General features: G+C 56.3%; 15 protein-coding genes. 10 read left to right on the top strand and 5 right to left on the bottom strand.

Translation table 11 applies throughout. The annotated features are described in order from the left end of the window. Nucleotides 1-325 precede the first annotated feature (325 nt). The 5 genes from leuB to IQ273_RS15410 all read left to right on the top strand — a co-directional run bounded on the left by leuB (nucleotide 326) and on the right by IQ273_RS15410 (nucleotide 7,021). On the top strand, nucleotides 326-1,408 hold the full coding sequence (leuB, locus tag IQ273_RS15430) for a 3-isopropylmalate dehydrogenase (RefSeq protein ID WP_194024066.1): 1,083 nt from the start codon (nucleotides 326-328) through the stop codon (nucleotides 1,406-1,408). 81 nt (nucleotides 1,409-1,489) lie between these two features. Continuing rightward, nucleotides 1,490-1,768 (top strand): hypothetical protein, encoded by a 279-nt coding sequence (locus IQ273_RS15425; protein WP_313898132.1) that lies wholly within the window; start codon nucleotides 1,490-1,492, stop codon nucleotides 1,766-1,768. A gap of 211 nt (nucleotides 1,769-1,979) precedes the next feature. Continuing rightward, a complete protein-coding gene (hpsE, locus tag IQ273_RS15420; protein WP_194024065.1) occupies nucleotides 1,980-3,053 on the top strand; it encodes a hormogonium polysaccharide biosynthesis glycosyltransferase HpsE in 1,074 nt (357 codons plus the stop codon). A gap of 634 nt (nucleotides 3,054-3,687) precedes the next feature. Further along, nucleotides 3,688-5,487, top strand: coding sequence for a diguanylate cyclase domain-containing protein (locus tag IQ273_RS15415; RefSeq protein ID WP_194024064.1), 1,800 nt, complete (start codon nucleotides 3,688-3,690; stop codon nucleotides 5,485-5,487). Between the two features lie 178 nt (nucleotides 5,488-5,665). After that, the gene (locus tag IQ273_RS15410) at nucleotides 5,666-7,021 is read left to right on the top strand and encodes an ATP-binding protein (RefSeq protein WP_194024063.1); all 1,356 of its coding nucleotides are present in this window, start codon (nucleotides 5,666-5,668) and stop codon (nucleotides 7,019-7,021) included. Between the two features lie 97 nt (nucleotides 7,022-7,118). Here IQ273_RS15410 and wrbA read toward each other — a convergent pair whose 3' ends face one another. Together wrbA and IQ273_RS15400 are read right to left on the bottom strand one after the other, a co-directional pair. Next, entirely contained in the window at nucleotides 7,119-7,733 is a 615-nt protein-coding gene (wrbA, locus tag IQ273_RS15405) for an NAD(P)H:quinone oxidoreductase (protein WP_194024062.1), read from the bottom strand. Nucleotides 7,734-8,097: 364 nt separating this feature from the next. Further along, complete coding sequence (locus tag IQ273_RS15400) at nucleotides 8,098-8,466, bottom strand: hypothetical protein (RefSeq protein ID WP_194024061.1); 369 nt, start codon at nucleotides 8,464-8,466, stop codon at nucleotides 8,098-8,100. Between the two features lie 213 nt (nucleotides 8,467-8,679). Here IQ273_RS15400 and IQ273_RS15395 point away from each other — a divergent pair, with 213 nt between their 5' ends. The 5 genes from IQ273_RS15395 (at nucleotide 8,680) to IQ273_RS15375 (ending at nucleotide 14,702) form a co-directional block, all read left to right on the top strand. Further along, nucleotides 8,680-9,723, top strand: a complete 1,044-nt coding sequence (locus IQ273_RS15395; protein WP_194024060.1) for a chemotaxis protein CheB — start codon at nucleotides 8,680-8,682, stop codon at nucleotides 9,721-9,723. A 641-nt stretch (nucleotides 9,724-10,364) separates the two neighbouring features. Then, nucleotides 10,365-10,979: a chemotaxis protein CheB gene (locus IQ273_RS15390; RefSeq protein WP_194024059.1), complete on the top strand. Its 615-nt coding sequence runs from the start codon at nucleotides 10,365-10,367 to the stop codon at nucleotides 10,977-10,979. 3 nt (nucleotides 10,980-10,982) lie between these two features. Continuing rightward, nucleotides 10,983-12,827: a CheR family methyltransferase gene (locus IQ273_RS15385; protein WP_194024058.1), complete on the top strand. Its 1,845-nt coding sequence runs from the start codon at nucleotides 10,983-10,985 to the stop codon at nucleotides 12,825-12,827. Nucleotides 12,828-12,999: 172 nt separating this feature from the next. After that, entirely contained in the window at nucleotides 13,000-13,740 is a 741-nt protein-coding gene (locus tag IQ273_RS15380) for a DUF561 domain-containing protein (protein ID WP_194024057.1), read from the top strand. A 179-nt stretch (nucleotides 13,741-13,919) separates the two neighbouring features. Beyond that, the gene (locus IQ273_RS15375; RefSeq protein WP_194024056.1) at nucleotides 13,920-14,702 is read left to right on the top strand and encodes a Uma2 family endonuclease; all 783 of its coding nucleotides are present in this window, start codon (nucleotides 13,920-13,922) and stop codon (nucleotides 14,700-14,702) included. A 156-nt stretch (nucleotides 14,703-14,858) separates the two neighbouring features. Here the strand turns inward: IQ273_RS15375 and IQ273_RS15370 are convergent, their stop codons facing one another. From IQ273_RS15370 to dnaB, 3 genes are all read right to left on the bottom strand, one after another. Next, entirely contained in the window at nucleotides 14,859-15,938 is a 1,080-nt protein-coding gene (locus tag IQ273_RS15370) for an MBL fold metallo-hydrolase (RefSeq protein WP_194024055.1), read from the bottom strand. Nucleotides 15,939-16,283: 345 nt separating this feature from the next. Beyond that, nucleotides 16,284-16,751 carry a DUF29 domain-containing protein gene (locus IQ273_RS15365; RefSeq protein ID WP_194024054.1) on the bottom strand — a complete coding sequence of 156 codons (468 nt, stop codon included), beginning with the start codon at nucleotides 16,749-16,751 and terminating at the stop codon, nucleotides 16,284-16,286. Nucleotides 16,752-16,851: 100 nt separating this feature from the next. Further along, on the bottom strand, nucleotides 16,852-19,689 hold the full coding sequence (dnaB, locus tag IQ273_RS15360) for a replicative DNA helicase (protein ID WP_194024053.1): 2,838 nt from the start codon (nucleotides 19,687-19,689) through the stop codon (nucleotides 16,852-16,854). Between the last annotated feature and the right edge of the window lie 218 nt (nucleotides 19,690-19,907).

Genomic DNA, 19,907 nt, shown 5'->3' with positions numbered 1-19,907 from the left:
ATGGGTGACGGTCCCTGAGCGGAGTCGAAGGGGGTGAATGGGTGACGGTCCCTGAGCGGAGTCGTTCGCGTTAGCGTCTCCCGTAGGGAGAAAGGGAGTGGATGGGCGAGAAGGGGAGATTCCTTGAGAGACTGCAGGTTATATCAAAGCAGGAATTTCGTAGGGGCAAACGGTTGTTTGCCCGTGCAGGGTATCGGCTCTAAGCCAGAGCTGGATGGATGGGTCGGTGAAGGAGAAACCGCTGGAGGTATGATATTGAATCGGTGCGCTTCCCAGGCTGGTGGGCAGTGCCCACCCTACGTTCGATCCACCTTCTTCAAACGCTATGACTTCGACCTATCGCATTACACTGCTGCCCGGTGACGGCATTGGCCCTGAGATTATGGCGGTGGCAGTGGATGTGCTCAACACCGTAGGCAGCCAGATGGATCTGGCTTTTGAGTTTGAAGAGGCGCTGATTGGCGGGGCGGCGATCGATGCAACGGGGGAGCCGCTGCCGGAGGACACGCTGAAGACCTGCAAGGCCAGCGATGCGGTGCTGCTAGCGGCGATCGGGGGCTACAAGTGGGATACGCTGCCTCGGCACCAGCGGCCCGAGACGGGGCTTTTGGGCCTGCGGGCCGGGCTAGAGCTGTTTGCCAACCTGCGCCCGGCGACCATTCTGCCGCAGCTGATTGATGCGTCTTCGCTGAAGCGAGAGGTGGTAGAAGGCGTCGATATTATGGTGGTGCGAGAGCTGACGGGGGGCATTTACTTTGGCAGCCCCAAGGGGGTGTTTGAAACCGAGACGGGGCAAAAGCGGGGGGTCAACACCATGGCCTACACCGATCGCGAAATCGATCGCATTGGCAAGGTCGCTTTTGAGACGGCCCAAAAGCGTAAGGGCCAGCTCTGCTCGGTGGATAAGGCCAACGTGCTGGAGGTGTCGCAGCTGTGGCGCGATCGCATTACCGCCCTTTCAACCCAATACCCCGATGTCAGCCTCACCCATATGTATGTCGACAACGCCGCCATGCAGCTGATTCGCTGGCCCAAGCAGTTTGACACCATTGTCACCGGCAACCTGTTCGGCGACATTCTCTCCGATGCGGCGGCGATGCTAACCGGCAGCATTGGCATGTTGCCCTCGGCTAGCCTGGGGGCCAGCGGACCTGGAGTTTACGAGCCTGTGCACGGGTCGGCCCCCGACATTGCTGGGCAAGACAAGGCCAACCCCCTGGCCCAGGTGCTGAGCGCCGCCATGATGTTGCGCTACGGCCTCGATCAGCCTGCCGCTGCCGATCGCATTGAGCAAGCCGTGACAACAGTTTTAGATCAGGGTTATCGAACTGGCGATATCATGTCTGAGAGCATGACCCAGGTGGGTTGCAAGGCGATGGGCGAAGCCCTCCTGAGTGCCCTGGCGTAAAGTTCTTTCTAGAAGCCCTTCTAGAGTTTGCTGCCCCTGGAAAGATCGATTAAAGTCTGTCTATAAGCGCACAGGTGAGCCGTGTACGGTCTACAGCAACCCCCTTCTACAAGCCAATCGCCCTCCCAGCGACCGGATGTTGGTGCCCTGCCGACGGCACTCAACCCGGCCCTGCTGAAGTCGGCCCGGCAAATTTATCGCACCTATTACGAAGTTCACCCCGAAGATGTGCAGCGCCCCATCGGCATTGCCATTAGCACTAAGACCCACCGGGGTAAGCTAATCTTTGGCGATAAGCCTGTGCTGCTGCCCACCGAGTGCTTTGTGCCGATTAGCCAGATCGAGCCGGGGCTGCACTAAGGTAGCTTCTGAGAAAAAATAGTTTCCCATGGTGGGCATTGCCCACCCCGCAGCGGCTACAGTCGCTGGCTTAAAGCTGGTACCTGCTAGCTTAGAAATCTCCTAAGCTAGCCCCGTCAGCGTCAGCATCAGCCACTCGCTAAGATAGGAGGCCATCCTCGGCGGGCACACTGGGTAGCGTAACCCAGTAAGTGCAAGGGATTTGGCACCTATGGCGAAGCGATCGCTGCCCACCTACACCCAGCGGCTGCTCCGGCAGCTGCGGCTAAAGCTTTCCACCGCCTTCCCCAGCCAAGAGACCCTCGATCTGAGCGTGGTGATCTGCACTTACAACGGCGAGCAGCGTTTGCCCCTGGTGCTCGACTGCCTGCTGGCCCAGCTGGGCACCGAGCAGCTGGCCTGGGAGGTGATTGTGGTCGACAACAACAGCACCGACGGCACCGCCCAGGTGGTTGAAACCTACCAGCAGTATTGGCCCCAGGATGTGCCGCTGCGCTATGCCTTTGAACCGCGCCAGGGAGCTGGCTACGCCCGCCAGCACGCTATCCAAATCGCCCGCAGCCCTCTGGTGGGGTTCTTAGATGATGACAACCATCCGGCCCTGGGTTGGGTGCTGGCGGCCCATCGATTTGGTCTGGCCCACCCCCAGGCAGGGGCATTTGGCAGCCGCATTCGGGGCGACTTTGAAACCACCCCGCCGCCCAATTTCGATCGCATTGGGGCCATGCTAGCCCTCACCGAGCGCGGTTCTGAGCCGCTGATCTACGATCCTAAGCAGAAGGTGCTGCCGCCGGGGGCGGGGCTGGTCGTCCGGCGACAGGCCTGGCTCAATAGCGTGCCTGAACAGCTATCGCTGGCCGACAATATTGGCTTTCGGGCAGCAGGTGAAGACTTGGAGGTGGTCATCTACATGCAGCGCCACGGCTGGGAAATTTGGTACAACCCGGCCATGCGGGTGAAGCACGATATTCCAGCCAGCCGGTTTGAGCGCGACTATTTGCTGCGGCTGTTTCGCGGCATTGGCCTCAGTCGCCACCGCACCCGCATGCTGAGTGTGGCCCGATGGCTATGGCCGCTGATGACGCTTTTGTATATGGCAAACGACTTGCGCAAGATTTTGCGCCACTTGGTCAGATACCGGGGCGAGGCGATCGCCGATACCGTCAATGCCTGTGAGCTAACGCTGTACGTCTACAGCCTGGCTAGCCCGTTTTACATGGCCCAGCGGCTGTGGCGACAGCGGCAGCAGTATCGCAATTCGCAAACGGGTGACGTGCCCTGCTGAGGAATGTAGATCTTACCCATCTGCGAATCGTAGGGCTGTTGGCGATTTGAAAAAGCTGAATTCATCACGCTTTGATCTAACGAAAATATCTGCCAAACATTGCGATCGCCGCTGGTTAAATTTAACTTGGGCGAGATGGACTATCTACGGTACTGAAACAACTGATCATGTTATAGATAGACGGCCCTGGTCGTTGTAGCTGCTCGTTAGCGCTAAACCACATGTAAGGGTTTCGTGACATTAATCTGGGGGCAAATATTGGGTTTGCCTGCGATCGCATCCGATCGCATCCAATCGCACCCTTACGGTTGCAAACTGGCGCTAGCAATTCATCTGAGTTTGCAACTCATGCCTCCCTGCAAGGAAAGGGTTTAAGCCCTTTGTTGGGTGCAGCTTGATGACGGATTGAGGTGACATGCGTTGCTTGGTTTCAAAAACCCGGACTAATACCTCTAAAGATACTTAAAAAATACTTAAAACAGCTTTTTACTGACTTTACGATCAAAGTAGTAAAGCGCCAAAGTAGTAAAGGCACTGTAAATTTCTCTCGTCAAAACTTTTCAGGCTTAACTCAGTACAAATCATAGAGTTATTCAAGCCGTTTAGTATCTTGCCCAACGTGTTTCCTTTGTCTATGCATCATATCAACCAGCGCTTTGACGGCAATAGTCGCGATGTTGACCCCTTTGAGCACAGTATTCACGCGGCTGTCCAAAGGGCTGAAACCCTTTACAGCATGCTGCAAACCGTGCCGCAGTTTACGCCTGAGCTTTGTAGCAAAGCGCTAGAAGGGCTGCATCTGACCCTAGAAGAATTGCAGGTGGCCCACGAAGAGCTGCAGGTGCAGCAGGAGGCCCTGGCCGAAAAACACGAGCAGGTGTTACTCAGCCACCAGCGCTACCAAGATCTGTTTGAGTTTAGCCCTGAGGGGGCGCTGGTCACCGACGGCAACGGCCTAATTTTGGCCGTTAACCAGGCGTTTGCCCACCTGATTGGGGTGCCCCAGCACTGGCTGATGGGTAAGCCGCTGGCCACCTTTGTGCCCCTCGACCGGCGAGGTCGGTTCCGTCACTGGCTGCAGCAGGTGCAGGAGGGGGCGCACACTAACCGCTGGGAAACCTGTTTGCAGCGTCGCGATCAGGTCAATTTACCGGTAAGCATTAGCGTGCGGCGGTGCCAAGCCCCCTACGAGAACGAGCTGTGGTGGGCGGTGCAAGACCGGCGCGATCGCCATGCTGCTGAGAGCGCTATTCGAATGGCCCAGCACCAGCTAGAGCAAAAAGTACAGGAGCGCACCGCTGCCCTGACCGAGGCCAACCAGCGCCTTGAATCTGAAATTGCGGCTCGTCAGCAGGCTGAGCAGCGGCTGGAGTTTCAGGCCCAGCAAGAGCGGCTGCTGCAGGCGATGGCCCAGCGCATTCGCAGTTCGCTAGAGCTAGACCAGGTGCTAACCGCTACGGTCGAAGAGATTCAGCAGTTACTGAAGGTAGACCGGGTCTTGATTTTGCGGTTTCAGGCCGACAGCACCAAAACTGTGGCCACCGAGGCGCATACCAACTGTTGCCAATCGCTGCTGGCTCAGACCTTTCGCGAGCCCTGCTTTAGCGGTCAGGTGCTGGCGCACTACTGCCAGAGGGGCGTGCGGGCGATCGCCGATATTATGGCCGCCGATCTAGAGCCCTGCCTGGTCGAAACGCTCTCTGGGCTAAATGTGCGCGCCCTGTTAGTGGTGCCGATTTTGCAGGAAGAGCCATCGCCCGCAGACCCCGGCCAAAAAGACCGGGTTTGGGGGCTGCTGATTGCCCACCACTGCCACACCCCGCGCCCCTGGCACGACCACGAGCAAACCCTGCTGCTGCGCCTGTCTACCCAGGTCAGCATTGCGATTCAGCAGTCGGCTTTGCATACCGAGACCCAGCGGTTGACGGTGGTCGACAGCCTCACCCAAGTGGCCAACCGACGAAAGTTTGACACCTACTTACACAGAATGTGGAAACAACATCTGCGCGACCAAACGCCGCTGGCGCTGATGCTAGCCGACATCGATTTTTTCAAACTCTACAACGACACCTACGGGCACCAGGGCGGCGATCGCTGCCTGCAAACCATTGCCACCAGCCTGAAACAACAGGTAAAACGCCCTCAAGATATAGTGGCCCGCTATGGTGGTGAAGAGTTTGCCGCCATTTTGCCCCAAACCAATTTGGCCGGTGCCCAACAGCTAGCCGAAACCTGTTTGGCCCATATTCAAAGTTTAAACCTGCCGCATCCCCGATCGCCTTTACAGATGGTAACCTTGAGCTTTGGGGTGGTCAGTTTAATGCCTACTGCTGGCCAGCGGGTTGAAGACTTGGTACAGATGGCCGACCAGGCCCTATACGAGGCTAAAGCAAAAGGTCGCAACCAAGTTGTCACCTGGCCGATTAATCGTTAGCAGCTCTATAGAGTAATTAATAGAGTAATTAATAGAGTAATTAATAGAGTAATTAATAGAGTAATTAATAGAGTAATCCTGACAATCGTCGCTTCTCAATACAAATACCTACGGTGGGGGATGTTCGTTTTCCCCCTTGACGGCAAAATAAGCCCAGGCAACAACCAAAGGGGGCAGCGTGAGTGCGCTTCAAGACGAACTTTTTACTCAATACATAGAAAATGTCCAGGTTCGAGTTGAGTCTCTGTATCGCGACGCCCAGCAGTCTTCCACCGGTCATCCCCAGCAGCTGTTCACAACCCTAGAAGAACTGCGCCTGGCGGTCGAAGAGCTGCATGTTGCCGAAGAAGAACTGCTGACCCAAAACGAGCAGTTAATTGCCGCCCAGCATATTGCCGAAGCCGAGCGCCTGCGCTATCAAAACCTGTTTGAGTTTGCCCCCGACGGCTATCTGGTTACCGACCTCAACGGCACCGTGCAAGAGGCCAACCAGGCCGCAGCAGTACTGCTAAACATTGAGCAAAGGTTTCTGATTGGCAAACCCCTGATTACCCACGTCGCTCAGGCTGATCGGGCCAATTTTCGCTCTCTGCTGAGCCAAATTCAATCGACCTGTCGGGTGCAAGGCTGGGAGGTGACGATGCAGCGGCGACAGGCCGAGCCGATTACGACCGAGATTACCGTCGAAACGGTTAAAGATATTAACGGCGCTCCGGTCGGGCTGCGGTGGCAACTGCGCGATATTAGCGATCGCAAAAGAGCCGAGGCCGCGCTCAACCAGCTCCAGGCCCAAAACTTGGAAATGCTGGAGGCGGATCGGCTGAGAACTCAGTTTTTGGCCACGGTCTCCCACGAGCTAAAGACCCCAATGACGGCCATTTTGGGGTTTTCGCAGGTGCTGATGGGGCAGTTTAACTTCAATCAAGACCCTAAAGCGATCAAAATGGCCGAGCGCATTTTTCACAATGGCCAGCACCTGCTCGGCCTGATCGAAAACATGCTCAATTTTTCGCGGCTGCGGGCGCACCAGGTCGAGCTGAAGCTCGAAACCTTCGACCTGATCGAACTCGTCAACACCACCATTGACGAGCTGCAACCTCTGGCCGACCAAAAAGCGATCGTCCTAAAAACCGACCTGCCCGATGTGCCCCTGATGATCACCAACGATCGCAATCGCCTGCGGCAGGTAATTACCAACCTGTGGTCAAACGCCATCAAGTTTACCGACACTGGCAAAGTGACGGTTAGGGTACAGGTGCTGCCCGCAGAGCGACTATTGCTGGTGGTGCAAGACACCGGCTGCGGCATTAGCCTTGAAGATCAGGCCTATATTTTTCAAGAGTTTTGGCAGGTTCACCACGCTCGCAGCTCGGCTCAGGGTACGGGGCTGGGGCTGGCTATTGTGCACGCCCTGGTCAAAGTCATGCAGGGCACTATTACCGTTGAAAGCGAGCCGGGCCGAGGCAGCAAGTTTCGCGTTGAGCTGCCGCAGACGGTTGCACCCAGCAGCGTTAGCTTTGCCCTGAAGCCTTAGCCTTTAGCCAAGCTGATTATCGACAAGGGGGCTGTGACCGATATGGTTTAGGGTTCACGGCTTGCCTTGAACCCTAAACCTTAAACCCTAAACCCGACTAACTCCGCACTTTGGTTGTCACGTCAGCCACGCGCTGCCCCAGGGCGCGGGCGATCGCTAAGTCTTCGGGCTTGGGCTCTAGCTCGCCCTGGCCCCCGGCAATGGTAGACGCACCGTAGGGCGTACCACCCCGCGCCTCGGTGTGAATCATGCCCGTTACCGAATAGGGCACGCCGACCACCAACATTCCCAGGTGCAGCAGCGGCACCATCATGGTGAGCAGGGTGGTTTCTTGGCCGCCGTGGGTAGAGGCGGTGGAAGTAAACACCCCCGCTGGCTTGCCTTCCATATCGCCGTTGAGCCAAAGGCTGGCGGTGGAGTCGAACAGCTGCTTCATTTGGGCGGTCATGTTGCCGTAGCGGGTGGGCGACCCAAACACCACGCCATCGGCTGCTTTGAGGTCATCTACGGTACACACGGGAATGTCTTGCTGCTGCTCGCGTACCTGCCGGGCCGCGTCGTTGTTGTCGATGATTTGGTTGACGGCGTCAAACTCTTGCACCCGCCGCACCTCTACCTCTATGCCCGCCACCTGCCTGGCTCCCTCGGCTACAGCCTGGGCCAGCTGTAGGGTATGGCCGTACATAGTGTAGTAAACGACTAGCAGTCTCATGCATTCTCCAGATTTCAGCAGTTTGCTACCGCAAGGGCAGCGTTACGCGCCACCATAGATATTGCTCTATCGAGCTGCGGTTTTTATCTCCCTAAAGAAAGGTTTTGGTGAGAGAAAAAGTTGAGCAGCAAGATTTTCCTCCTGAGAGGCTTGCGTTTTGAGGGAGTGTTTAGGGACTCGCAAGAAAATAAAGTACCTACTGATCGGACTTCGACTTCGCTCAGCCCTCGATCATTGAAGGTTGAGCGAAGTCGAAACCTGGCTACCTGGTACACCATATAACCCGCAGATCTCCTATGGTTTTGTGGGATAGCCGTTTCGGCTGCCCAGCCAGAACAGGCAGGAGGCCTATCTCAAAAGACTTCTAAAGACTTTGGCTGAGCCGCTGCTGATAAGTTGATTGCAGCCCGTGAATCAGCGATCGCAGGTCATAGCTCATCAATTGCGGCCCCTGGATCATCGATCGCAGCCCCTGGATCATCGATCGCAGCCCCTGGATCATCGATCGCAGCCCCTGGATCATCGATTGCAGCCCTTGGATCATCGATTGCAGCCCTTGGATCATCGATTGCAGCCCTTGGATCATTGATTGCAGCCCTTGGATCATTGATTGCAGCCCCTGGATCATCGATTGCGGCCCGTGGATCATCGATTGCAGCCCTTGGATCATCGATTGTGGCCTGTGGATCATCGATCGCAGCCCCTGGATCATCGATTGCGGCTCGTGATTCATCGATCGCACCTGGCACAATAACCATCTACACCACGCGATCGCCGTTGTACACGCCGCATCATCCTTTCGCTTGAGCAGATGAGGCTTGCCCTGCCTGGTTAAGATTTTCTCCTGCTACAAACATCTATTTGGGGGGATGGTAATTCTTTATAGTTTGGGTAGCCTAGACATTGGTCTCAAAATTCTTTCTTAGCCACACTGTAGGAGCAGATAATGGCCGGTCACTCTGTTGTTGTAATCGGTGCTTCTGCGGGCGGCGTTGAAGCGCTGACCCAGTTAGTTGAGCAGTTGCCCTCAGATTTAGATGCGGCAGTTTTTGTCACCGTGCACTTTCCGTCCTATGGCGTGAGCTTTTTGCCTGAGATTCTCAATCGCCTCAATACCCTGCCAGCGGCCCATCCTGAGAATGGTGAGGAAATTCGGCCCGGTCGCATTTACATTGCCCCGCCAGACTATCATTTGCACGTTTGCCCCGACACCATAGCGCTGAGCCGGGGGCCTAAAGAAAACGGCCATCGACCCGCCATCGACCCGATGTTTCGATCTGCGGCAAAGGCCTATGGCCCCAAAGCTATTGGGGTAGTGCTTACCGGCATGTTAGACGACGGCACCAGCGGCCTTAACGCGATTAAGGCAGAGGGTGGCCTAGCCCTGGTGCAAGACCCTGCCGAGGCGTCGTTTAGAAGTATGCCGACCAATGCGATCGCCAGTGTAGCTGTTGATCAGGTTCTCCTGCTCGCTGAGTTGGCCAAAGCAATTTCGACTCTAACAACAAATACAGCGGGCGACCCCCCTATGACCTCTGAACGCCCTAAGCTTGAAGACGAAATTGTCGCCGAAGAAAAAACAGCGGCTGAGCAGGGAGAGCGATCTAATGCGGCTTCGCCCCTGACTTGCCCCGACTGTGGGGGCGTACTGTGGGAACTGCGGGACGGTCATCTGCTGCGGTTTCGCTGCCATGTGGGCCACGCCTACTCGCTCGACAGCCTAATTGCCGAACAGGCCGACGACCTAGAGCGCGCCCTGTGGACGGCAGTACGCGCGATCGAAGAGCGAGCCGCACTGTCTAGGCGGCTAGAGGCCTACGCCAAAGAGCAAAACCGACCTAAATCGGCAGAGCAGTTTGCCAAACGAGCCGCAGACGCCGAACACAACGTTGACTTGGTCAAGCAAATTATCTTGCGCCAGCAAGAAATGCGTCTACAGGGCAACGGCAGTACTTCAATTCGAGCCTCTGACCTTGAGCCGAGCCATTGACCTAAGACCATAGCGCTACGTGAACGAGTTTTGCGTGGTTGATCCTACGATTTATTGACTTACCGCTGTAAACAGGGTTTACGGGGTAGGGTATGTCTGGGTCTGCTAAAAGCTCTCTCTAAGTTAGTCAATGTAATTGGTAATCGTCCCCTGAGCGGAGTCGAAGGGGACATATCGGGGGGATTTTGGCTTTCTCCCTTCGGGAGACGTTTCACGAACGACTCCGCTCAGCCAACGTAGTTTTAGGTACGCTTACTGTAATTGTTAGTCAATATAATTTGCGTTAAGGCACGTAGCTTGCTTTCCGCAGGGTAACCCAACGCCCACATGGGTTACGCCATCGCTAACCCATCCTATGTTTGAACCAGTCCACATATTTAGCTGATTTGTTGGTTTATACCTGTGTTCAGCAATCTCAGGAAATGTTTCATTGCGATCGCATTCATTCAGGCGGTGTAGGCGGTGTAGGTTGGGTTGAGGCACGAAACCCAACGCCCGCATGGGTTACGCTATCGCTAACCCATCCTACATTTGAATCAGCCCACTCACTTACCTGGGTTCAGCAACCTCAGGAAATGTTTCATTGCGATCGCATTCATTCAGCTATAAACAAACCTAAGGGCAATGTCTAGAAAAAAACTATGACTGATTTATCGTCATCGGTTGCCCTGTTTCCAGCTTTACAGTTTGATCTGGTCACCATTGTCGCGTCGGCGGGGGGCATTAAGGCTTTGGCCGAGCTATTGCCCCTGTTGCCCGCCGACTTTGCGGCGGCCCTAATTATTGTTATGCACCTCGACCCCAATACCGCTAGCCTGCTGCCCCAAATTTTAGACCGCATGACGGCTCTAGCGGTTAAAGATGCCGAAGCAGGCGAAGCGATTAAAGCCCAGACAATTTACACTGCGCCCCCCGACTATCACCTGCTGGTGAAGAGCGATCGCACCCTGCACCTTACCCAAACCAAAAAAGTAAACTTTACCCGCCCCTCTGCCGACTGCACGCTGACATCGGTGGCTGAGTGCTTTGGCAACCGGGCGATCGCCGTTGTGCTCACCGGCTATGGCCACGATGGGGCTTTGGGGATACGCGCCATTAAGCAGCACGGCGGGCGAGTGATTGCGCAAGACCCGGCTACGGCGGCGGTGGCCAGTATGCCCCAAACTGCGATCGATACCGGTGCGGTAGATTGGATTTTACCGATCGACCAAATTCCGCTCACTCTGGTTAAACTAGTGCAGCAAAATGGGGAATAGTTTGTGACTGCTGATTCGGAAAACAATCCTGACTTTGATGTCCTGCTCGACTACGTACGCACCAGCCGAGGGTTTGACTTTACCGGCTACAAGCGCTCCAGCCTAATGCGCCGGGTCGACCGCCGCATGCAGGCCGTGAGTATCAACTCCTTTGTCGACTACATCGACTATTTAGAGGTGCACCCTGACGAGTTTCAGCAGTTGTTTAACACGCTACTGATTAACGTCACCTCGTTCTTTCGTGACCCTAGCGTCTGGGATACGTTACGCAACGATATTTTGCCCGCTATTTTGCGCACCAAAACCGATATAGATATGATTCGGGTATGGAGTGCTGGCTGCGCCTCGGGCGAAGAAGCCTATTCAATCGCCATTTTGCTGGCCGAGCTGCTGGGCATTGAGGCATTTCAGGAGCGAGTCAAAATTTACGCCACCGACTTAGACGACGAGGCCCTCACCGAGGCCCGGCAGGCGACCTACCCTCAGCAAAAGGTAGAGGGGCTTTCAGAGGCGCAGCTAGAGCAGTTTTTTGAGCACAAAGAAGGGCTGTATACCTTTCGCAAAGACCTGCGCCGACTGGTCATTTTTGGCCGCCACGACCTAATTCAAGACGCACCCATCTCTAAGGTCGATCTGCTGCTGTGCCGCAATACACTGATGTATTTCAATGCTGAAACCCAGAGCCGAATTTTGGCCCGGTTTCACTTTGCCCTGCGGGACAATGGCTACCTGTTTTTGGGCAAAGCCGAAATGTTGCTCACCCACAGCAATATGTTTAGCCCCGTGCAGCTCAAGGGGCGGCTTTTTTCTAAAGTACCTCGAACCAACGTGCGCGATCGCCTGCTGATTATGGCTCAAACTGGCAACGAAGACGCCGCCGACCATCTTTCCGAGCAGCTGCGGCTGCGCGAGGCCGCGTTTGACGTTAGCCCGGTGGCCCGCATTGTGCTAGAGCAAGACGGCACGTTGGTGGTGGCCAACCAGCGGGTGCGGGTCTTGTTTGGCCTCTCCCAGCGCGATGTGGGGCGACCCCTGCAAGATTTAGAACTCTCCTACCGCCCGGTAGAGCTGCGATCGTGCCTCGAAGAAGCCTACGCTGGCCGCCGCACCGTTACCCTGAGCGATGTTGCCTGGCAAAACTCGCGGGGCGAAGCCGTCTTTTTGGAGGTGCAGGTTACCCCTCTTTTGGCTAGCGACGGCAATATTTTGGGAGCCAGCATTAGCTTTATCGATGTCACCCGGTTTAAACGGTTGCAGGGCGAACTCGAACACGCCAACCAAGAACTGGAGATGGCCTACGAAGAGCTACAGTCGACCAACGAAGAACTCGAAACCACCAACGAAGAACTGCAATCGGCCAACGAAGAACTCGAAACCACCAACGAAGAACTCCAGTCAACCAACGAAGAACTGGAGACCATGAACGAAGAACTCCAGTCGGCCAACGAAGAGCTGCAAACCGTTAACGATGAATTGCAGCGCCGCAGCGAAGACCTCAACCACAGCAATGCCTTTTTAGAATGCGTGTTCACCAGCCTCAAAGGGGGCGTGGTAGTGGTCAACCACGACTTTCAGGTGCAGATCTGGAACCAAAAAGCCCAGGATCTCTGGGGCCTGCGCCCCGAAGAAGCCGTCGGCCAAAACTTTCTCAACCTCGATATTGGTCTGCCGGTCGAGCAGCTGCGCCGACCCATTCGCGACAGCCTAACCCTAAGCGAGGGCAACGCCGTCGAAGTCATGCTGGACGCGGTCAACCGCAAGGGCCGCAACATTACCTGCCGGGTCACCTGCACCCCGCTGATGAGTTCTGACCACAAGGCCCAGGGTGTGATTGTGATTATGGAGTAGGGATGGAATGGGGGCACAACCGTCAGAGATTCAGGCTTCCTTTGGGCTTTCTCTAACATCGACCTCCGCAACCCCGCCCAGGATGCGACAATATTGCCAATCATCCCAGTTCAGGGGGGCGTTGCCTTTGCCCTCCGAGCCGGGCCAAGACCAGCGATTGAGAGTAATACCTATGCGTTCTGATTTGCAGCGGGCTTTTGACACCCACTCTGTTCTAAAAATTATCAGCGGTCTCACCAACTTCGACCACCAGCGGGTGGCAGCGGTAGTCAAAGCCGCCGACCAGGGCGGTGCCACCTTTGTCGATATTGCCGCCGATGCCGACCTGGTGCGCCTGGCTATGGCCCAAACCACCCTGCCCATCTGCGTCTCTGCCGTAGAGCCTGAGGCCTTTTTAGCCCCCGTCGCCGCCGGGGCCGACCTGATCGAAATTGGCAACTTCGACGCCTTCTACGCCCAGGGTCGCCGGTTTGAAGCGCCCGAGGTGCTGGAGTTGACCCGCCGCACCCGCGCCCTGCTGCCCCACATCACCCTGTCGGTGACGGTGCCCCACATTCTGGCGCTGGATGAGCAGGTGAGTTTAGCCGAAGCCCTGGTGGAGGCTGGAGCCGACATCATTCAAACCGAGGGGGGCACCAGCAGCCAGCCGGTTCACCCCGGCACCCTGGGGCTAATTGAGAAAGCTGCGCCTACCCTGGCGGCAGCCCACGCCATTTCTCGCGCGGTGGCGATCCCCGTGCTGTGCGCCTCGGGCCTGTCAGATGTGACCGCCCCGATGGCGATCGCGGCAGGGGCGGCTGGCGTCGGCGTTGGCTCGGCGGTGAATAAGCTCGACAACCCGCTGGCGATGGTGGCCGTGGTGCGCCAGCTCGCCGAGAGCCTGCAAACCGTGCGCGTCGGCGTAGCGCGCTAGGTTACTAGCGGTTTTATAGGGTCAATTTGGGCCAGCGCCCGTCCCCTGAGCGGAGTCGAAGGGGACGGGCGCTGGCTTAATTTTTTCAGGGTTCCACCAGGCCTGACGAAACCAGCGATTAGGATAGAAGCAGCGATCGCGTCGCCGTTGACCATCTCTTTGCCCAGGACAAGCTTGCTATGGTTCAAGCTCAACCCCGCACTGGCCCCACTATTACCTGGCCACCGTTGCCCGACAACTTTCAGCTACTGGACGATCCGGTGGAAAACATTCAACAGCCGCCCCTAGCCGCTGCTCTCACCGATGCCCTCGGCGCAGCCCAACGCATTCAGCCTGAGATGTTGATCGGCTCTAACTTTGGCCTAGTTGCCGGGGTAGATGACGAAACCATCGTTAAAGCCCCTGACTGGTTCTATGTGCCACGGGTGAATCCAATTCGTGAGGATGTAGTGCGCCGCAGCTACACTCCCCAGCTAGAAGGCGATTCGGTAGCCGTCGTAATGGAATTTCTCTCTGCCGATGACAACGGCGAGCTATCCATTCGATCGATTGCACCCTATGGCAAGCTCTACGTCTACGAACAAATTTTGCAGGTGCCCACCTACGTCATTTACGCTCCTCAAAGGGCCAGATTAGAGGTACGCCACTTGCAAAACGGGCGCTATGAGGTTCAACAACCCGATGCCACAGGACGCTTTTGGATTGAGCCACTAGAGCTGTTTTTAGGGATCTGGCACGGTGAGCGACTGGCCCAAACCCTTCACTGGCTGCGCTGGTGGGATGCCGACGGCAATTTGCTGCTGTGGAGTTCAGAACAGGCCGAAGCTGAACGCCAGCGGGCCGAAGCTGAACGCCAGCGGGCCGAGACCGAACGCCAGCGGGCCGAAGTAGAGCGCCAGCGGGCCGATCGCCTCGCCGCCCTACTCCGCGCCCAGGGTATCGACCCCGACCAGATGCCCTAAAGCCGTTGCTGAATTGAGACATAAATTGGGGTAGGGGCAAACGGCGTTTGCCCCTGAGGGTGACGTTGCGTGCTTGATTCATACCTGTGTTCAGCAACGCCGCTTAGAGACATCCCCAGACGTTGCCCGAGTAGGAACTGAGCTAATCCTTAAGGCCTAATTTCTCTCCACGGGTAGACGGGCATCATTCCAGCTCAGCATGCCGCCGCGCAGGCTAGCGGCCTCTTTTAGCCCCTGCTGTTTAAGAATCACGGTGGCCTGAGCCGATCGCCGTCCCGATTTGCACACCGCCACCACCGGCTGATTAGTAGGAATTTCGCCTGCCCGCTCTTTGAGTTCGTTCAGGGGCACCCGTTGAGCGTCGGCAATGTGACCGAGTTCGGTATTAAACTCGTTGTCACCGCGTACATCGAGCACGTGGACTTGTCCCAGGTTTTCGGCGACCCACTGAGGATCAATTTCTTTAACACCGCCGTAAGTGAGCCGTACCGGACCCCAGTCAGCAATAGTCGGCATGTGGCCGTCTTCAGGCTTGCCGCAGACACAGTTGGCCGGGATGGCAATGTCGATCTTTTTGGGATGGGGGAGACCGAGGTTTTCCATGTAGCCAACGAAGTCGGTTTCGTCGGCCTGGCCACCAATGCGCGGATTGTAGGACTTTTCTTCACTCACCGAGGAAGAGGTGCGACCGCTGTAGTCATGAGCAGGCCAGATGGTGCAGTCGTCGGGCAGGCTAAAGATTTGCTCGGTAATAGAGGCGTACATGGTGCGGGCATCACCCTGCTGAAAGTCGCAGCGGCCTGCACCGCGAATGAGCAGACAGTCGCCGGTAAAAGCCATAGAGTGGTCGTCGAGCACGTAGGTGATGCAGCCGTCGGTGTGGCCGGGGGTAGCGCGAACTTCTAGGGCGCGATCGCCAAACTGCACGCGATCGCCGTGGTCGAGCAAATAATCGGCCCCCTGCACCATATCGCCATAGCGGCCCGAGATGCCGATTTTAGACCCCAGCGCCTGCTGCATCAGCCACGCGCCGGTCACATGATCGGCGTGGCAGTGGGTGTCGAGGGTAGCGACGAGGGTGAGGCCAAGTTCTTCAAGCAGGGCGCGATCGCGCAGATGTTGCTCAAACACCGGGTCGATCAGCACCGCTTCCTTTGAGCTAGGGTCGGCTAGCAGATAGGTGTAGGTAGACGAATCCGCATCGAAGAGTTGGCGGAAGATTAAGGCTTGATCCATAGCGCACAGCTCCTGAGACAAAAGGCGTTACACAGTGGCCCTGTATTTACTATATAACTAATTAGTTATTACCTGGCGACTGAGTATCGCTTCGCCTTCCTGATTCGGTAGAAAATCGGGCCAAAGCCTAACCTGTGGAATTTTGACCTGAAGCGATCAGCGCTGCCTTAGGCAAGGTGGGTGGAGAGAAAGGCGAGCGATCGCTCTCAGGCCAGATTTGTCGCCGCTGGGTCGTAAATGTCGTTGTTCTCGTTGCCAAAGAGGGGTGATTCTCTAAAAGAGAGGCTGCGCCAACGCTAGATTACCTCTCAAAGGAGCAAACTCAATGCCAGGTCTGCCCAAAGCTCAGCGCGGCAGAAAATCGGTGTTGAGGGCATCATCAACGGAGAAAGGCGGCAAAGCGGGGACACGATCACTCGGTAGATCGCTTTTTTGTAGAACCTGGGTTCTGGCCCTGGCGTAGGAGTCTAGAAAAAACTCTTGTACCATCGGCCTAAGGCTAGGGCTATCGTCTAGAAGCAACTCTAGCTGCCCCCGCTGTTCGATCACCGTGTTGCGCCAACCCCGGCTATTTTGGGCTTTTTCTGATTCCCAGAACATCAGCTTTAGCAGATGCTCAAGAATGACGAGCAGACGGCTTTTTAGCTCCTTTTTCTCGCTACGCCCCATGCTGTCGATTTCTTCTATAAGGTTTTCCCAGTCCACCTGATCTAGTGCGCGATTTTTCAGCGCCTGGACGGTGTGCTGAATCCAGCGATAAAAGTCTTGGTCGTAGAGACTGGGCTTTTGCCCTGATGTGGTACGAGACTGCATGGACTGACGGCATGGATGAGTTGCTGTCATTATAGAAAGCTTTCGCCGCCGTTAAGATTCAAGGCTAAATCACATCACTGATGCTCTGAGTCTTGCCCGTCTACATGCCCGGTGTAGCCAAATTGCGAAAGCGGGTAAACTGCGGCTCAAACAGCAGCTTGACGGTACCCGTGGGGCCATTGCGGTGCTTGGTGAGAATAATTTCGGCAATGCCGCGATCGGGGGTGTCGGGGTCATAGTACTCTTCGCGGTAGAGCATCATGATCAAGTCGGCGTCCTGCTCGATTGCTCCAGATTCCCTTAAGTCGCTCATCATGGGGCGTTTGTTGGTGCGCGACTCGACGCCACGGCTGAGCTGCGAGAGAGCAATGATTGGCACGTTGAGTTCGCGAGCTAGACCTTTGAGCGATCGCGTCATTTTCGACAGCTCTTGCACCCGGTTGTCGCCGCCGCCCTCCATCAGCTGCAGGTAGTCGATCAAGATCAGCCCCAGGGCACCGCCCTGCTCGGCCTGCAGACGACGACAGCGCGATCGAATTTCTGTGACCGAGATGTTGGGGGTGTCGTCGATAAAGATGGGCATCTGCGAGAGCACGCTGATGGCGTGGCCCAGCTTTTCCCACTCGTTTTGAGCAATGCGGCCCGTGCGCAGGCGGCTGCTCTCCATTTCCACTTCGCTGGAGAGCAGGCGGTAGACCAGCTGCACCTTCGACATCTCTAGGCTGTAGACCGCGACCGGTAGCTTTTGCAGCGCGGCGATATTGCGAGCAATATTGAGCACAAAGCTGGTGTTGTGGACGCAGATGTCGTTAGCCACAAAGTTGTGGGTATCGGGGATGGTGAGGTCGTAGACCTGCTTGTGCCCCTGAGGTTCGATCGCCACGATTTCATCCCAATACACGTCGCTGGTGGCGATGTGCTGAAGCTCTAGGTGCTCTAAGGCGGTGGCCAGGACAAAAAGGCGATCGCGGGTGGGTGCCCGTTTGCCGACATGGATGTTGCTGGTGTTCTGGAATCCGGCCCGAGTGGCCAAGGACACCCAGGACTCGTCCCCCTTGGCGGTGCGAAGCGTCTGCCACACCTCAACGGGGATCAGGTCGCGATTGGTCTGGTAGCGGCGGTTGGCCAGGACGGCTTCAACCTTGGCCAATGCGTCTTCTTTGCCAAAGATGCCAATTTCGCTCAGGAAAGTTTTGATCGATAGAGCATCGGTAATATCGATCTGCCAGGCAGATCGCCGCCCCTCACGGTACTTGACAGCACGGGCTCTCAGCTGAGACAAAATGCCAAACCGCAGCAGCAGATGTTGAACCTGTCGGGCTAGGGTTTCGCTAACCGTAGCAAAGCCGAGTTGGGCTTGACCACTGGCCAGTACCGTCGCCCAGCCATCGGTGGCAAAGAGTCGATTGAGGAAAAGGGCTAGCAGCGGTTTCTCTAACCGAAAAACGGCTGCCGGGATGGTTTTTCTGTGGGCTGACTTGCCCCAAATATCCTGACTTTGCAGCCAGAGAGTAAGGTTATTTTGGCTCATCCAACGAATGGTAGCTAGACCGCCAGGGGCCAGGTCTTCTGGCGATACCTGGCACAATTGGCAAAGCTGCTCAAAGGTAGCAGGGCTAGGCGCGCAGGTACCCTGTTGCCACAGCGTTATTAAGCCAGGGGAAACCCCCAGAGCTTGAGCAAACCAACGGGCAGGCTGACCACTGGCCTTGATTAAATTCCTCAGCCCTTGACCAAAGGTCTGACGGGCACGCTGAACATCTTCGCTATCAGAGGTTACGTAAAACGTCGGCGTTCGCGTGCCCTGGGAGGTTTCTTTCCGCACCTTTACCCCTGGCACTTGTAAAGCGGCTGCGATGAAATCAGCCTGGATCTCTGGGTTTTCGTTGGTGAATTGGGGGGAAGTGCCAGTGAGGCAACCATCGCCAATCAGGTAAGCCAAGAGTTTGACCTGGTGCTCAGGGAGACTTTCGGTGCCAAACACTGGCAGCGTTCTAGGTACAGCAATTTTGGTACCCACTTGCAGTTCAGCCAGAGGCCGCCAGCCTTGAATCGTCAGGTAAGGATGGGACAAGGTCGTTTCAATTTCGCGCCCGGTTCGGGTCTTGACCTTGAACACAGGCTTTAAGCCGTCATCTACATAGGCGCTGGGCTCAGTGAACCTGAAACGCCAGTCATTTCCTAGAGTGAGTAGGGAGGCGGTTTGTTGTTGATAAATTTCGCCGATGGTCTTTAGGCTGCCATCGGCCAGCACAATCTGGGCGTCAGCACTCAGGCACTTGCCCATTGACGGCCTCGCAGCCGCGATAATCAGGTCCGATCGCTGAAAACCCTGGGTCATGGCGTCGAGGTCATAGAAGCCGCAGGGGATACCGGGCAGCACCACGCCGAGCGATCGCTGCTCAATCTCCGAAAAGGTATCGATCAGAATATCTGAGGTGGCAGTTAGCCCGCCCTGGGGCCGCACCTGGGTAATGCCAAACAGCTTTTGCTCCGACTGGTCGAGCACATTTTCTAGGGGCAGGGTGGTGTCGTAGCCCAGTTGGGCAATCTCGCCGCCGGTTTGAATTAGCGTTCGGCGGGTGTACTTGTCCATCACCAGGGTGGCGTACTGGTCGATGTTGGCGGCGCTGACGGTGCGATCGACCAGCTGGGCCAGGCGGGTTTGGCCGCCCACTTGCTCTAGCTTGCCGTTGTCTTTCAGCCACACGGCGATCGTCATTAGGTCGGCGGGCTGCCCCTTGGCATGGAGAGCCAGCGCTCCTTTATAGATATCCCGGTGAGTGCCAATATAAAAAGCGTCGGGGGTGAGAATCTCCATCACCCGGCCTAAGGCTTCAGGATCCAACAAAATGCCGCCTAGAATAGCCTCTTCAGCCTCAATATTCTGGGGCGGGAGGCGATCGCTGACCGTATCGAATTTGAGATTCTGCAGCATGGCGTTGGGAGAGAGAGTAGCTCTAATTGTGCGTCAAACCCGACCGCTATGGGGGGCGACACCCAGTAGTTTAATAGTCTATGTGTACTGATTTACGACGGATTGGGACGCGTTAGCCGGTAGAAGCGGGCCACAAAAATTATTCCGGCGGTAGCCACCCCAACCGACTGGCCAATCCACAGCCCCACGCCCCCCAGCCCCAGCGGAAAGCCCAGCAA

This window comes from Nodosilinea sp. LEGE 07298 (assembly GCF_015207265.1).
Taxonomy (GTDB): domain Bacteria; phylum Cyanobacteriota; class Cyanobacteriia; order Phormidesmidales; family Phormidesmidaceae; genus Nodosilinea.
This window is presented reverse-complemented; position numbering and strand designations above follow the sequence as displayed.

Excerpts from the sequence above, each read along its gene's own strand:
- leuB (WP_194024066.1), top strand. The coding sequence starts at position 326 with ATGACTTCGACCTATCGCATTACACTGCTGCCCGGTGACGGCATTGGC.
- hpsE (WP_194024065.1), top strand. The coding sequence starts at position 1,980 with ATGGCGAAGCGATCGCTGCCCACCTACACCCAGCGGCTGCTCCGGCAG.
- IQ273_RS15415 (WP_194024064.1), top strand. The coding sequence starts at position 3,688 with ATGCATCATATCAACCAGCGCTTTGACGGCAATAGTCGCGATGTTGAC.
- wrbA (WP_194024062.1), bottom strand. The coding sequence starts at position 7,733 with ATGAGACTGCTAGTCGTTTACTACACTATGTACGGCCATACCCTACAG.
- IQ273_RS15400 (WP_194024061.1), bottom strand. The coding sequence starts at position 8,466 with ATGAATCACGAGCCGCAATCGATGATCCAGGGGCTGCGATCGATGATC.
- IQ273_RS15395 (WP_194024060.1), top strand. The coding sequence starts at position 8,680 with ATGGCCGGTCACTCTGTTGTTGTAATCGGTGCTTCTGCGGGCGGCGTT.
- IQ273_RS15390 (WP_194024059.1), top strand. The coding sequence starts at position 10,365 with ATGACTGATTTATCGTCATCGGTTGCCCTGTTTCCAGCTTTACAGTTT.
- IQ273_RS15380 (WP_194024057.1), top strand. The coding sequence starts at position 13,000 with ATGCGTTCTGATTTGCAGCGGGCTTTTGACACCCACTCTGTTCTAAAA.
- IQ273_RS15375 (WP_194024056.1), top strand. The coding sequence starts at position 13,920 with ATGGTTCAAGCTCAACCCCGCACTGGCCCCACTATTACCTGGCCACCG.
- IQ273_RS15370 (WP_194024055.1), bottom strand. The coding sequence starts at position 15,938 with ATGGATCAAGCCTTAATCTTCCGCCAACTCTTCGATGCGGATTCGTCT.
- IQ273_RS15365 (WP_194024054.1), bottom strand. The coding sequence starts at position 16,751 with ATGCAGTCTCGTACCACATCAGGGCAAAAGCCCAGTCTCTACGACCAA.
- dnaB (WP_194024053.1), bottom strand. The coding sequence starts at position 19,689 with ATGCTGCAGAATCTCAAATTCGATACGGTCAGCGATCGCCTCCCGCCC.